The sequence below is a fragment of the Streptomyces sp. NPDC048278 genome, assembly GCF_040652195.1.
Lineage (GTDB): Bacteria > Actinomycetota > Actinomycetes > Streptomycetales > Streptomycetaceae > Streptomyces.
This window is the reverse complement of sequence record NZ_JBEZLP010000003.1, coordinates 390497-404385: the sequence shown is the minus strand read 5'-3', so window position 1 is coordinate 404385 and position 13889 is coordinate 390497. Positions and strand designations below refer to the sequence as shown.

Sequence of the window (13889 nt, the reverse complement as noted above, 5' to 3'; positions counted from 1 at the left end):
TCCGAACCTGTGATCGAAGCAAAAGCCCAGGTCGGAACGGATTGTCAGTGCCATACCTCACGATGGGCACATACGGCACCCCGTGTGAGGGCGCCGTCACTCAGACGACAGGAGGTTCGTCATGGCCAACTCGTCAGCGTCCGCCGCCCACCGGCGCCGCGCCACCGGCCCTGCCCCCTCACTGACCGGCCCGGCGAGCGATGTGCACCCCGTGCTCCGCCGGGCCACGGCCCCGCCCGCCGCCCTCGACCTGCTCACCCAGGCCCGCGCCGCCCTCGACGAGGCCGAACTGCTCGACACCCCCAACGAGCGCTACGCGACCGCCCACCTGGCCGCCCTGCGTACCGCCGCCGCCGTACTCGCCGCCCGCGCCCGCCCCGAGACCTCGCCCCGGCGCCGGGCCAGGATCCGCAGCGCCTGGGAGGTGCTCCCCGAGGTCGCGCCCGAGCTCGCCGAGTGGAGCGCGCTGTTCGCCTCCGGCGCCGCCCGCCGGGCCCGTGCCGTGGCCGGCATCCAGGGCGCGGCGGGCCGCCGGGACGCCGACGACCTGATACGCGACGTGGCGATGTTCCTCCGTATCGTCGAGCGGATGCTCGTCCTCCAGCCGGTGCTGCCGCAGCCGCGCCGCCAGGACGGGGAGCGGCCCGCCGGCGACCCGGGAAGGGAGCTGCCCGACGCGGGATGACCAGGCAGGTGACCAGGCTGGGCGGCATGGGCAACAGGCGGCGGAGGCGATAGGGCGAAGGCGGCGGAGGCAATAGGGTGGAGAGCGCCTGAAGCCTTCCCGCCTCCCGCACCCCGGGCCGGGCAGGCACCCCGTTCGCGCCGCCGGGCAACAGGCGGTGCCGCGCCGAGGAGTCAACTGCCGTGCCGGACCCCACTCGACCCCGCGCTTCTCTCCGTACCGCCGTGGTCTGGGAGGTTCTTCAGGACGCCCTCGACCGCCGGGTCAAGGCCACCGGCCGGGACGCGCTGGACGTCCTGGACACCGGCGGCGGCAGCGGCAACTTCGCCGTCCCCCTGGCCCGCCTCGGCCACCGCGTCACCGTCGTCGACCCGAGCCCCAACGCCCTGTTCGCGCTGGAGCGCCGGGCCGCCGAGGCCGGCGTGGCCGACCGGGTCAAGGGCGTCCAGGGCGACGTCCTCGGCCTGTTCGACGTGGTCGAGCGCGGCGCCCACGACGTGGTCCTCTGCCACGGCGTCCTGGAGCACGTCGACGACCCGGCCGAGGGCGTGCGCAACACGGTGGCCGCGCTGCGCTCCGAGGGCGTCCTCAGCCTCCTCGCCGCCGGGCTCGGCGGAGCCGTGGTCGCCCGCGCCCTCGCCGGCCACTTCACGGAGGCCAAGCAGGCCCTGGAGGACCCCGAGGGGCGCTGGGGCAGCGGTGACCCGATGCCGCGCCGCTTCACCGCCGAGCAGCTCACCGGCCTGGTCGAGGGTGCGGGCCTGGCCGTGACCGCCGTGCACGGCGTGCGGGTCTTCGCCGACCTGGTCCCCGGCGTCCTGGTGGACACCGAGCCGGGCGCCCTGGACGCCCTCCTCAAGCTGGAGGCCGCCGCGGCCGAGCTCCCCGCCTTCCACGCCGTCGCGACCCAGCTGCACGTGCTCGGTGAGACACCGGGTGCCACCGGGGTCTGAGACTCTCCTGGGCCGAGCCCGCTGATCAGGGGCTCGACAGCGGATGGAGTACGCCACAGGCCCCCCGATCGAGGGGTTTGCGCCGTATGATCGAGGGAGACCAACCCGGCATGACGGGTCGGCTCCCGGGGAATGGAAGCCTCAGCGAGCCGGGACTGCCATGGCGGGTTCCGGTTGGCCAATTGGCCTAGAGGGGCGGGTTTCACGGGGGCGATTCCCTGCCTATCCTGAAGGGACCCCCCGGGTCGCCCCGGCGACTGCACGATGAGGAGGACGCCGTGCCGCTCTCGGAGCACGAGCAGCGAATGCTTGAGCAGATGGAGCGAGCGCTGTACGCCGAAGACCCCAAGTTCGCGACAGCGCTTGAGGGAAGCGGCCTGCGGACGTACACCCGGCGCCGGGTCTACCAGTCGGTGGCCGGCTTCCTCGTGGGTATCGCGCTCCTCATCGCCGGAATGGTCGTCCAGCAGGTCTGGGTCAGCGTGGTGGGCTTCCTCGTCATGCTCGGCTGTGCGGTCCTCGCCGTCACCGGCTGGCGCAAGGCCCCCAAGCCCGGCGAGCAGCCCGCGGCAGGGCCGCAGGCCCGCCGCCAGGGTCGGCCGAAGCGGTCCGTGATGGACCGCATCGAGGAGCGGTGGCAGCGCCGCCGTGACGAGCAGGGCCACTGACGGCTTCGCCGGAGGGGCCGACAGGCCTGGCAGAGCGTGACTGAGGGGTGACCGTCACCGGACGGTCACCCCTCAGTCGTCGCCGAGCGCCGAGCCATCGCCGCGGACCGGCGGGGGTTGTTCGCGCAGTTCCCCGCGCCCCCAAAAGAGAAAGACCTGGTTGCGGGCAGGCGTGCCGCAGGGCGGCACGGGTGGGCGCGGCGGCACCCGGCAAGCGCCGGTGAGCGACCCCACCCCCCGGCGCCGGCCCCCTCAGCTCTCCTGCTCCGACGGCTTGCGCAGGGTCGGCCGGAGCGCCGCTGCCCGCTCCCGCAGCCGGGTCCAGGCTGCCGACGCCGCCCACACCGCGCGCACGCTCGACCGCGGAGCGAACAGGGCCCGCAGACGGGTGGGCACGCCGACCGTGCCGTTGAACGCGGCCGTCACCCGGCGGACGTCGTCCGCGAGGCCCGCCGTCGGCCGCGGCCGTGGCGCGTACAGCACCTGTTCGACCGCGTCCGCCACCCGGTGCACCGAGGCCCCGGTGGCCGGATCCAGGCTGCCGAGCCGGACGATCCGGGCAGCCGCGTTGCGCGGGGTCAGCGACTCGTCCGGGAGGATGCCGAAGTCCCAGGCCGTGTCGGTCAGTTCCAGCCAGACCGCCAGCGTGTGCGCCGCCATGCCCGCGGGCGTACGGTCGTGCGCCCCGAGCCGGCTCGCCCGCGCCCGCTGCCGGTACAGCAGCGGCGACAGCGGCACCGCCAGTACGGCGAGACCGCCGAGCGCCCACAGGGCCAGCTGCCACCACGGCGGGCCGCCGTCGCCGCTTCGCACCGTGGCCGCCGCGGACGGGTCGGCGCAGCCGCCCTGCTTGCGCATCTGCGGCGTGCAGCTCTCGCTCTGCGAGGCCGAGGCCGACGGCTCCGCCGAGGCGCCCTTGGAGGGCAGTGCCTCGTCCGGCACCGAGGAGCCGGGCGTCTGCGACACCGTGTACGACGGGGTGGTGCCCCGGGTCGGGGTCGGCTCGAAGCGGGTCCAGCCCACGCCCTCGAAGTACAGCTCGGGCCACGCGTGCGCGTCCTTCAGGCCCACCGACACCGTGCCGTCGGCCTGCGGGGTGCCCGGCGCGAAGCCCACCGCGACCCGGGCGGGAATGCCCAGCGTCCGGGCCATCGCGGCCATCGCGAAGGAGAAGTGCACGCAGAAACCGCGCTTCTGCTTCAGGAAGTTCGCGATCGCGCCCTCGCCCCGGCCGACCTCCACCTGGGTGTCGTACTGGAAGCCGCCCGTCACCGCGAAGTAGTCCTGGAGCTTGACCGCCTCCTCGTAGTGGTTCGCCGAGCCCGCGGTGACCTCCTTCGCCGTCTGCGCCACCACCGACGGCAGCGAGGAGGGCACCTTGGTGTACTCCTTCTCCATCGCCGCCGAGGCGTCCGGCGCCGAGGCCAGCTGCTCCGCCGTCGGCTGCACGTCGAGGCTGGTGACCTGGTAGGTCTCGCCGCGCGTGTTCTGCCCGTGGTCGCCGACGAGGGTCATCCCGACCGGCTCGTAGCGCCAGGTGCCGGGCACCTTCACCCCGCTCGGCGGGTACGGCATCGGCAGCCAGTCCTGGGCGTACCAGTCGGCGGCGGCGATCGTCGACTGCACCGTCGTCCGCTTGACGTCGGCGCCCAGCCCCGCCGGGGTCGGGAACCTGCCCGGCACACCGGTGATGTGCCGCTGGGCCGGCTTCCAGGTGGTGCCGTCGAAGTCGTCGAGGGACACGATCCGCAGGTACAGGTCGGAGACGTCGTCGCTGGTGGTCCGCACGGACAGCACCTGGCGGTCCTCGTCCACGTTGAGGCTGTCCCGCAGCGAGACCAGCGGGTTGACCGCGGAGATCGTGCCGCCGCTCCCGTCGCCCACGCCGACACCGGCCCCGGCGCCGTCCAGCAGGCCGCCCTGGATCGAGGGCATCACGAAGGGCACGAACAGGGCGACGCTCAGCACGGCGAAACCGATCCGGCGCCCGGTGCGCACCGGGGCCACCGCGCCGCTCTCCTGGCCGCCCGGGGTGCGCGCGGCCCCGCCGAACACCCGGCCCCACTGCGCGAGCCGGTCCCGGCCCTCGGCGAGCAGCAGCATCAGATAGCCGGCCGCCGCCACCAGGAACCACAGCCAGTCGGTCGGCCCGTCGGACAGCCCCGCCGCCACCGAGTACAGCGCGAGCAGCGGCAGCCCGGCCGGGGCCGCGCTGCGGAAGGTCACCGCGAGGGTGTCCACGACCAGTCCGACGACCAGCACCCCGCCGATCACCATCAGCCGGATCCCGGGCGTCAGCGGCGCGGGTATCGCGTACCGGCTGACGTCGTCCGAGCCCTGCTGGAGCAGGTCGCCGAGGTAGCGGAAGGTGTCCGGGCCGGGGATCACCCCGGCGATCGCGTGGCTCCGGGCGAAGACCACGGTCAGCATCAGCAGCGTGACCAGGGCCTGCGCGGCCACGGTCAGCGACCGGGCCAGCGGCACCCGCCGGGCGGCGGCGCCCACGCCCGTCTGCACCGCCAGCAGGAACGCCGCCTGGAACAGCCAGGTCGTCGGGGAGACCAGCGGCAGCAGGGAGCAGGACGCCATCAGCGTCGCCGCCGCCGCGGTGAGCGCGAGCCGGGCGCGTCCGCTCATCGCCATGCCTCCCCGCTCAGCGCGGCCGACCCGGTGCGCTCCCGGTCGGCCTGCCGCCACAGCTCGGCCACCGAGGCGCCGCGCTCCACGCTGACGGTCGTCCAGCCGGCCTCGCGCAGCATCCGCAGCCGCTCCTCGTACGCGTCGCCGGGAGCGGGCACGTCGGTCGGCTCCCTGACCCAGGTGTCCGGGTCCAGCACGAAGGCCACGGCACCGCCGCTGCGCTGGCGCATCTTCGCGGCCACCGTCGCCTGTTCCTCGTCGAGGTCGCCCAGGAAGGCCACCAGCAGCCCCTCGTTCCCGCCGCGCAGCACGTCGTAGGCGCGGGACAGGCCGGCGCCGTCCGAGTGGTCGATCACGGCCAGGGTGTCCATCATCAGCCCGGCCGCCTCCGCCGACTCCTGTCCCGTGCCCGCGAAACCGTCGGTGCCCTCGCCGGGCACCGAGCTGCCGGTGTCGGTCAACAGCCGGACCGAGAAGCCGCGTTCGAGCATGTGGACCAGGACCGAGGCGGCACCGGACACCGCCCATTCGAACGCCGAGTCCGGGCCCGCGCCCTCGTAGGCGCCGCCCCGGGTGTCGAGGAGGACCGTGCAGCGGGCGCGCTGCGGCTGCTCCTCGCGGCGCACCATCAGCTCGCCGTAGCGGGCGGTGGAGCGCCAGTGCACCCGGCGCAGGTCGTCGCCGTACCGGTAGCCGCGCGGGATCACGTCGTCCTCGCCGGCCAGGGCCAGCGAGCGCTGCCGCCCGTCGCCGTAGCCCTTCGCCTCGCCGCTGAGCCGGATCGGCGGCAGCGGCTCGACCTTCGGGATCACGGTCAGGGTGTCGAAGGTCGAGAAGGAGCGGGTCAGTTCGCACATGCCGAACGGGTCGGTCAGGCGCAGCTGGAGCGGGCCCAGCGGATAGCGCCCGCGCAGGTCCGAGCGGACCCGGTAGGACACCTCGCGCCGGCCGCCCGGCTCCACCCGGTCCAGGACGAAGCGGGGGCGCGGGCCGAGGACGTAGGGCACCCGGTCCTGGAGCATCAGCAGACCGGTGGGCAGCCGCGAGACGTTGTCCATCCGCAGATGGACCCGGGCCTCGCTGCCGGCCGGCACCCGCGCGGGGGAGAGCCGGCGGCTGCCCGACACCCGGTAGCGGGTGCGGTAGAGCACGACCACGCAGAGCAGCGGCAGCACGGCGAGCAGCAGCCCGACCCGGCGCAGGTCGGCCTGGCCGAGGATGTACGCGCAGATCACCGCCGCGATGCCGGCCGCGAGGAAGGACCGGCCGCGGGTGGTCAGCCCGGCCAGGGCCGTGCGGAGCCCGCCCGCCTCCTCGCGGCCGGCCTCCGCCGGGGCGGCCATCACAGACTCCGCGGGGGCTGCTGGGGATAGGCCGGCACGCCCCGGCCGAGACCGCCGAGGCCGGTCTGCTGCGGGGAGGCCGCGGGCACCGGGGTGGCCTGCAGGATCTCCTGGACGACCTGTTCCGCGGTGCGCCGGTTGAGCTGGGCCTGGGCGGTGGGCAGCAGCCGGTGCGCCAGGACCGCGACGGCGAGCGCCTGCACGTCGTCCGGCAGCGCGTACTCCCGGCCGCTCAGGGCCGCCGCCGCCTTCGCCGCGCGCAGCAGGTGCAGCGTCGCGCGCGGGGAGGCGCCGAGTCTGAGGTCGGGGTGGTTGCGGGTGGCGGCGACCAGGTCCACCGCGTACCTGCGGACCGGCGCGGCGACGTGGACCCCGCGCACGGCCTCGATCAGCTTCACGACGTCATGGGCGTGCGCGACCGGCTGGAGGTCGTCCAGGGGGTTGACCGCGCCGTGGATGTCGAGCATCTGCAACTCGGCCTCCACGCTGGGGTAGCCCACCGAGACGCGGGCCATGAAGCGGTCCCGCTGGGCCTCGGGCAGCGGGTAGGTGCCCTCCATCTCGACCGGGTTCTGGGTCGCCACCACCATGAACGGGCTGGGCAGTTCGTAGGTCTGCCCGTCGATGGTGACCTGCCGCTCCTCCATCGACTCCAGCAGCGCGGACTGGGTCTTGGGCGAGGCGCGGTTGATCTCGTCGCCGATCACGATCTGCGCGAAGATCGCGCCCGGCTTGAACTCGAAGTCCCGGCGCTGCTGGTCCCAGATGGACACGCCGGTGATGTCCGACGGCAGCAGGTCGGGCGTGAACTGGATGCGCCGCACCGTGCAGTCGATGGACCGCGCCAAGGCCTTCGCCAGCATCGTCTTGCCCACGCCAGGGACGTCCTCGATCAGAAGATGTCCCTCGGCGAGCAGCACGGTCAGCGAAAGCCGTACGACCTCGGGCTTGCCCTCGATCACACCCTCCACCGAACTGCGGACCCGCTCCACAGTGGCGGTCAGATCAGTGAGGCTCGCTCGATCGTCATAGGTCGTCACCCGGCCCTCCTCGGCCCGTTATTGCCCGGCCGGTGCGTCGTCTCGCACAACCGGCCCACCCCGAATCACGGACACCACGCGTGAATGGTTCCGCGCGACGTCTCACACCGCATTCTTGCTGCCGTTACCGATTCGTGTCACTCGCCTGTGGACAACTGCCCGCAGTATGTCGGTCTTACGGCCTTTCGACCGCCTATTCGACAGGGGGCCGACAGCTTACGGCGGGCCCGTTCCGGGGCGCACGGTCTGCTCGGCCGACCCGAGCGCGGCGCCGGAGCCGGGATCGATGCCAGGGGGCAGGGGCCGGGGTGGTGCAGGGGTGTGACGCGCCCGGACCGGGCCGAGGGGCGGCCCGGTCGGGCGGGTGGAGCTTCGGGGCGGCCGGTCAGGCCGGGTCGATCTCGCGCAGGAGGCCGCTGCGGACGTCGAAGACGAAGCCGCGTACGTCGTCGGTGTGCTGCAGGAACGGCGAGGTGCGCACCCGCTGCATGGACTGCCGGACGTCCTGGTCGACGTCCCGGAAGGACTCCACCGCCCAGGCCGGGCGCTGGCCGACCTCCATCTCCAGCTCGGTGCGGAAGTCCTCGGTGAGGGCCTCCAGACCGCAGCCGGTGTGGTGGATCAGCACGATGCTGCGGGTGCCGAGCTTGCGCTGGCTGATGGTGAGGGAGCGGATCACGTCGTCGGTGACCACACCGCCGGCGTTGCGGATGGTGTGGCAGTCGCCGAGTTGCAGGCCGAGTGCCTTGTGCAGGTCGAGGCGGGCGTCCATGCAGGCCACCACGGCCACGTGCAGCACGGGCCGGGCGTCCATGCCGGGGTCGGTGAAGGCGGACGCGTAGGTCCGGTTGGCGTCGACCAGGCGGTCCGTCACGGTGCCGTCCATGGTTATGGCGCCTTCGGATCCAGTGGGAACTGCTGCGGAAGTCGTCATAGTCATGACGTTACTGGTCACGCGCGTTCAGGGCCTGCTGTGAGAGGGGACAAAGAACGTCATCGTGGCTTGTTGTGAGCTAACCCACACGGAGGGCAAAACGCGTCCGCACGGGTGATTTCCGATGAATCCCCGTCCCGGCCGGGACGCCGTACGCGCCGCGCAGGCCGGTTGATTGACCGCGCGACACGGTGGACTAAAGTGACGCGAAGCGGGAGGCGAGGCTCTCCCCGCTGGTGAAATCCCCTGGAGACCCCGGCACTGTGCCCGGGCCGTCTCCCCACGTGCGCGGTGCGCGTACCGAGCGGGCGGGGACCCGGCGGTGCGTCCCCGTGCCGGAACTGAGAGGCCCCCTTGAGCCAGAGTCGACACGTCCCGGTGATGCTCCAGCGGTGCCTGGATCTGCTGGCACCCGCTCTGGAGCGGCCGGGCAGTGTGGTCGTCGACTGCACCCTCGGCCTCGGCGGCCACAGCGAGGCGCTGCTCACCCGCTTCCCCGAGGCCCGTCTGGTCGCCCTGGACCGTGACAAGGAGGCCCTGCGCCTGTCCGGCGAGCGGCTCGCCCCCTTCGGTGACCGCGCCACCCTGGTGCACGCCGTCTACGACGAGCTCCCCGCCGTACTCGACCGCCTCGGCATCGCGCGCGTGCAGGGCGTGCTGTTCGACCTCGGCGTCTCCTCCATGCAACTCGACGAGGCCGACCGCGGCTTCGCCTACGCCCAGGACGCGCCCCTGGACATGCGCATGGACCAGACGACCGGCATCAGCGCCGCGGAGGTCCTCAACACCTACCCGCCCGGTGATCTCGTCCGCGTCCTGTTCCAGTACGGCGAGGAGAAGCAGGCCAAACGGATCGTCTCGGCGGTCGTCCGGGAGCGCGAGAAGGAGCCGTTCACCAACAGCGCCCGGCTCGTCGAGCTGATCCGGGACGCGCTGCCGCAGGCCGCCAAGCGCACCGGTGGCAACCCGGCCAAGCGCACCTTCCAGGCGCTGCGCATCGAGGTCAACGGCGAACTCGCCGTACTGGAAAGGGCGATCCCGGCCGCCGTGAAGGCCCTCGCGGTCGGCGGACGGATCGCCGTGCTGTCGTACCACTCGCTGGAGGACCGCCTCGTCAAGCAGGTGTTCGCGGCCGGCGCCGCCACCACCGCGCCGCCCGGGCTGCCGGTCGTGCCCGAGCAGTACCAGCCCCGGCTCAAGCTGCTCACGCGCGGTGCCGAACTTCCCACCGAGGAAGAGGTCGCCGAGAACCGCAGGGCCGCTCCGGCGCGTCTTCGGGGAGCCCAGCGCATCAGGGAGGAAGCCGAGTGAGCGAGCGGGGTTCGCGGACCCACCGGAGGACGCGTGAGTAGGAAACCCGAGCTGCGCGGGCGGGCGGCCCGGCTCGCCCGGCTGTTTCCGGCCGGCCGTGCCCGCCAGGCCGCCCGCACCCCGTTCGTCCTGCTCGTCGTCCTGCTCCTCGGCGGCGGCCTGATCGGCCTGCTGGTGCTGAACTCGGCGCTCAGCGAGGGCTCGTTCAAACTCGACGACCTGCAGAAGCGGACGAAGAACCTCACCGACGAGGAACAGGCGCTGCAGCGGGACATCGACGCCTACTCCGCCCCCGACGCCCTCCAGCGCCGCGCCCGCGAACTCGGCATGGTCCCCGGCGGCGACCCGGTCTTCCTCGGTCCGGACGGCACCGTGAAGGGCGTCCCCAGCCCCGCCGCCCTCCGGCAGACCACCGTGCCGCCCGCCCCCGAGGCGCTCGGCACGCAGTCCGCCGGCGCGCCCGCACCGACGGTCTCCGACTCCGCGCCGGTGACCGCGCCCGGGGCGCCGGGGGCGACCCCCGCGCAGACAGCCACGCCGACGGCCACGCCGACACCCGACCCGGCCCTCACGCCCGGGACACTCCCGACCACGACCCCCGGCAGGTGACGGAAGTGCCAGACACTTCTGGAAACAGGCAGCCGCCGCGCCGCCGTGTGCCCGGCCCCGCCAAGCCGCCCCGCCCCCGGGACCCCAGGGGTGCCGTCCGGAGCCGGTCCGCCCCCGGTCCCGGCGCCCGCCCGGTGCGCCGCCCGGGCGGACCGCGCCCCCCGGCCGCACCCCCGCTGCGCCTCGGCAGCCCGCGCCCCCGGCTGCGCATGGTCGGCCTCGCCCTGACCCTGGTGCTGATGGTCTTCGTCGGCCGCCTGCTCCAGGTCCAGGCCGTCGACGCCAGCGCCTACGCGGCGAAGGCCGAGCAGAACCGCTACGTCGTGCACACCCTGGCCGCCGAGCGCGGCGGGATCACCGACCGCAACGGCGTGGCACTGGCGATCAGCGAGGACGCGTACGACATCACCGCCGACCCCACGATGTTCACCAGCAAGCAGCTCAAGGTGAACGACGGCCCCGAGCAGGCCGCCGCGCTGCTCTCCCCGATCCTCGGCAGGAACCAGGCCGACCTCGTCAAGCTGCTGAGGCCGCAGAACAAGGACCTGCGCTACGTCCGGCTCGCCACCCGGCAGACCCCGCAGGTCTGGAAGCAGATCAAGGACCTGAAGTCGGCGCTCACCACCAAGGCCGAGACCGACAGCGGCACCGTCAACGTGCTGGCCGGCGTCTTCGCCGACCCGAGCAGCCAGCGCGTGTACCCCAACGGCGACCTGGCCGCCGGGATACTGGGCTGGGTCAACGCCGACGGCAAGGGCGGCGGCGGCATCGAGCAGCAGCTCGACAAGGAGCTGACCGGCAAGGACGGCAAGATCCGCTACGCCCAGTCCGGCGGCCGTGAGGTGCCCACCGCGGGCTCCACCGAGACTCCGGCCGTGCCCGGCTCCGACGTCGAGCTCACCATCGACCGGGACATCCAGTGGGCCGCGCAGAACGCCATCACCGAGCAGGTCAAGAAGTCGAAGGCGGACCGCGGCTACGTGGTCGTCCAGGACACGCAGACCGGGCAGATCCTGGCGATGGCCAACTCGCCCGGCTTCGACCCGAACGACCTCTCGACGGCCGACGCCGACGCGATGGGCAACGCGGCCGTCCAGGACGCCTACGAGCCCGGTTCCACCGCCAAGGTGATGTCGATGGCGGCCGTCCTGGAGGAGAACGCCGCCACCCCGCTCACGCACGTGGTGGTGCCCAACCGGCTGCACCGCGGCGACCGGCTCTTCAAGGACGACGTCGACCACGACACCTGGTACCTCACGCTCAACGGCGTGCTCGCCAAGTCCAGCAACATCGGCACCATCCTCGCCACCGGCCAGCTCGGCAGGACCCAGGAGCAGGCCAACCAGGTCCTCTACTCGTACCTGCGCAAGTTCGGCATCGGCAGCTACTCCGGGCTGGACTTCCCCGGCGAGACCAAGGGCATCCTGGCCGCTCCGAACAAGTGGTCGACCTCGCAGCAGTACACGATTCCTTTCGGTCAGGGCTTCTCCATCAACGCCATGCAGGCGGCCTCCGTCTACTCGACGATCGCCAACGGCGGGGTCCGCGTCGAGCCGACGCTGGTGCGCGGCGCCAAGGGTGCCGACGGCCGCTTCACCCCGGCCGTCCAGCCCCGGAAGACCCGCGTGATCAGCCAGAAGACGGCCAAGACCCTCGCCGAGATGCTGGAGTCCGTCGTGGACGACGAGCAGGGCACCGGCGCCAAGGCGGCCATCCCCGGCTACAACGTCGCGGGGAAGACCGGCACCGCCAACCGAGTGGATCCGGCCACCGGCAGGTACCGCGGCTACACCTCGTCGTTCGCCGGGTTCGCACCCGCCGACAAGCCCCGTATCACCGTCTACTGCGCCATCCAGAACGCCACCGCCGGCAGCTACTTCGGCGGCCAGATCTGCGGTCCGATCTACAAGCAGGTGATGGAGTTCGCCCTCAAGACCCTCCAGATCCCGCCGACCGGAGCCAAGGCGGCCGATCTGCCCGTCGACTACAAGCCCTGATCAGCGCCCCAGCACTTCGCACAGACCACCAGGAACGAGCTCGTGACAACGATCACCCCCGATCCCGGGAACCACGGGACGCCGCGCCCCTCGCTTCGCTCGCAGGAGGGTGCGCCCGGTACGCTCACCGCCGTGCCACACGCTGATCAGTCCCAAACCACCCAGAAGGGCGCTTCCGTGACATATCCGGGGCCGCCCAGGCCGGTTCAGGTCTCCGCAACACCCCTCGCGGAGCTCGCCGATCAGCTGGGTGCCGCCGAGCCGGAACCCGCGAAACGCACCGTCGACGTCACGGGCATCACCCATGACTCGCGCGCGGTCCGCCCCGGCGACCTGTACGCCGCCCTGCCGGGTGCCCGGCTGCACGGCGCCGACTTCGCCGCCCAGGCCGCCGGCCTCGGCGCGGTCGCCGTGCTGACCGACCCGACGGGCGCCGAGCGCGCCGCCGCGACCGGCCTGCCGGTCCTGGTCGTCGACGACCCGCGCGCGCGGATGGGCGAGCTGGCGGCGACCATCTACGGCCGCCCGGGCCGCGACCTGCTCCAGATCGGCATCACCGGCACGTCCGGGAAGACCACCACGGCGTACCTCGTCGAGGGCGGCCTGAAGACCACGCGCAGCACGGGTCTCATCGGCACCGTCGAGATGCGCATCGGCGACGAGCGCATCAAGTCCGAGCGCACCACCCCCGAGGCCACCGACCTCCAGGCCCTGTTCGCCGTGATGCGCGAGCGCGGGGTCGAGGCGGTCGCCATGGAGGTCTCCAGCCACGCCCTGGTCCTCGGCCGGGTCGACGGCTGCGTCTTCGACATCGCCGTCTTCACCAACCTCAGCCCGGAGCACATGGAGTTCCACTCCGACATGGAGGACTACTTCCGGGCCAAGGCACAGCTGTTCACCCCGGCACGCAGCAGACGGGGTGTGGTCAACGTCGACGACGAGTACGGCCGCCGGCTCGCCCGGGAGGCGTCCGTCCCGGTCGTCACCTACTCCGCGGAGGGCCACCCCGACGCCGACTGGCGGGCCGCGGACGTGCACATCGGCCCGATGGACTCGACGTTCACCGTGGTCGGGCCAGAGGGCGTGCGGATCGCCGCCAAGTCACCGCTGCCGGGCCCCTTCAACGTGGCGAACACCCTCGCCGCGATCGTCGCGCTCGCCGCCGCCGGGCTCGACCCGCAGACCGCCGCCGACGGCGTCGCCGCCGTGCCCGGTGTGCCGGGCCGCCTGGAGCGGGTGGACGCCGGTCAGCCCTACCTCGCGGTCGTCGACTACGCCCACAAGACGGACGCCGTCGAGTCGGTCCTGCGGGCCCTGCGCAAGGTCACCAAGGGCCGGCTGCACATCGTCCTCGGCTGCGGTGGGGACCGCGACCGGACCAAGCGGGCCCCGATGGGCGCCGCCGCGGCCCGGCTCGCCGACAGCGCCGTACTGACCTCCGACAACCCCCGCTCCGAGGACCCCCTCGCCATCCTCGCCACCATGCTCGAAGGCGCCGCCTCGGTGCCCGCCCACGAGCGCGGCGAGGTGCTCCTCTTCGAGGACCGGGCCGCCGCGATCGAGGCCGCCGTCGCCCGCGCGCACCCCGGCGACACCGTGCTGGTGGCCGGAAAGGGCCACGAGCAGGGCCAGGACATCGCCGGCGTGATCCGTCCCTTCGACGACCGCCAAGTGCTTCGCGAAGCTATCCAGAAGACCCAGGGATGAAC

11 protein-coding genes are annotated in these 13889 nt (G+C 73.1%); 7 read left to right on the top strand and 4 right to left on the bottom strand.

Annotated elements, in window-relative coordinates:
• Positions 1-121: 121 nt before the first annotated feature.
• The 3 genes from AB0D74_RS08000 to AB0D74_RS07990 all read left to right on the top strand — a co-directional run bounded on the left by AB0D74_RS08000 (position 122) and on the right by AB0D74_RS07990 (position 2306).
• Positions 122-685 (top strand): SAV_6107 family HEPN domain-containing protein, encoded by a 564-nt coding sequence (locus tag AB0D74_RS08000; RefSeq protein WP_362581687.1) that lies wholly within the window; start codon positions 122-124, stop codon positions 683-685.
• A 182-nt stretch (positions 686-867) separates the two neighbouring features.
• Positions 868-1638 carry a methyltransferase gene (locus AB0D74_RS07995; RefSeq protein ID WP_362581685.1) on the top strand — a complete coding sequence of 257 codons (771 nt, stop codon included), beginning with the start codon at positions 868-870 and terminating at the stop codon, positions 1636-1638.
• A gap of 278 nt (positions 1639-1916) precedes the next feature.
• Positions 1917-2306, top strand: a complete 390-nt coding sequence (locus tag AB0D74_RS07990) for a DUF3040 domain-containing protein (RefSeq protein ID WP_362581683.1) — start codon at positions 1917-1919, stop codon at positions 2304-2306.
• 252 nt (positions 2307-2558) lie between these two features.
• Here the strand turns inward: AB0D74_RS07990 and AB0D74_RS07985 are convergent, their stop codons facing one another.
• The 4 genes from AB0D74_RS07985 to AB0D74_RS07970 all read right to left on the bottom strand — a co-directional run bounded on the left by AB0D74_RS07985 (position 2559) and on the right by AB0D74_RS07970 (position 8263).
• Positions 2559-4943, bottom strand: a complete 2385-nt coding sequence (locus AB0D74_RS07985; protein ID WP_362581681.1) for a DUF3488 and transglutaminase-like domain-containing protein — start codon at positions 4941-4943, stop codon at positions 2559-2561.
• On the bottom strand, positions 4940-6289 hold the full coding sequence (locus AB0D74_RS07980; protein ID WP_362581679.1) for a DUF58 domain-containing protein: 1350 nt from the start codon (positions 6287-6289) through the stop codon (positions 4940-4942). The genes AB0D74_RS07985 and AB0D74_RS07980 overlap by 4 nt, the downstream gene beginning before the upstream one ends.
• On the bottom strand, positions 6289-7329 hold the full coding sequence (locus AB0D74_RS07975) for a MoxR family ATPase (protein WP_362581677.1): 1041 nt from the start codon (positions 7327-7329) through the stop codon (positions 6289-6291). Before AB0D74_RS07975 ends, AB0D74_RS07980 begins: the two co-directional genes overlap by 1 nt.
• Positions 7330-7714: 385 nt before the next feature.
• Positions 7715-8263 (bottom strand): carbonic anhydrase, encoded by a 549-nt coding sequence (locus tag AB0D74_RS07970; RefSeq protein WP_362581676.1) that lies wholly within the window; start codon positions 8261-8263, stop codon positions 7715-7717.
• Positions 8264-8617: 354 nt separating this feature from the next.
• On the opposite strand from AB0D74_RS07970, the gene rsmH reads away from it, so the two are divergent.
• From rsmH to AB0D74_RS07950, 4 genes are read left to right on the top strand one after another with little or no spacing between them, the layout of a single operon-like run.
• The gene (rsmH, locus tag AB0D74_RS07965; RefSeq protein WP_362581674.1) at positions 8618-9574 is read left to right on the top strand and encodes a 16S rRNA (cytosine(1402)-N(4))-methyltransferase RsmH; all 957 of its coding nucleotides are present in this window, start codon (positions 8618-8620) and stop codon (positions 9572-9574) included.
• Positions 9575-9607: 33 nt separating this feature from the next.
• Positions 9608-10183, top strand: coding sequence for a septum formation initiator family protein (locus AB0D74_RS07960; RefSeq protein WP_362581672.1), 576 nt, complete (start codon positions 9608-9610; stop codon positions 10181-10183).
• 5 nt (positions 10184-10188) lie between these two features.
• Positions 10189-12180 (top strand): penicillin-binding protein 2, encoded by a 1992-nt coding sequence (locus tag AB0D74_RS07955; RefSeq protein WP_362581670.1) that lies wholly within the window; start codon positions 10189-10191, stop codon positions 12178-12180.
• 42 nt (positions 12181-12222) lie between these two features.
• Positions 12223-13887: a UDP-N-acetylmuramoyl-L-alanyl-D-glutamate--2,6-diaminopimelate ligase gene (locus AB0D74_RS07950; RefSeq protein ID WP_362581668.1), complete on the top strand. Its 1665-nt coding sequence runs from the start codon at positions 12223-12225 to the stop codon at positions 13885-13887.
• Positions 13888-13889: the final 2 nt, after the last annotated feature.

Coding starts and splice junctions, on each gene's coding strand:
- AB0D74_RS07970 (WP_362581676.1), bottom strand. CDS start 8,263: ATGACGACTTCCGCAGCAGTTCCCACTGGATCCGAAGGCGCCATAACC.
- AB0D74_RS08000 (WP_362581687.1), top strand. CDS start 122: ATGGCCAACTCGTCAGCGTCCGCCGCCCACCGGCGCCGCGCCACCGGC.
- AB0D74_RS07980 (WP_362581679.1), bottom strand. CDS start 6,289: ATGGCCGCCCCGGCGGAGGCCGGCCGCGAGGAGGCGGGCGGGCTCCGC.
- AB0D74_RS07985 (WP_362581681.1), bottom strand. CDS start 4,943: ATGAGCGGACGCGCCCGGCTCGCGCTCACCGCGGCGGCGGCGACGCTG.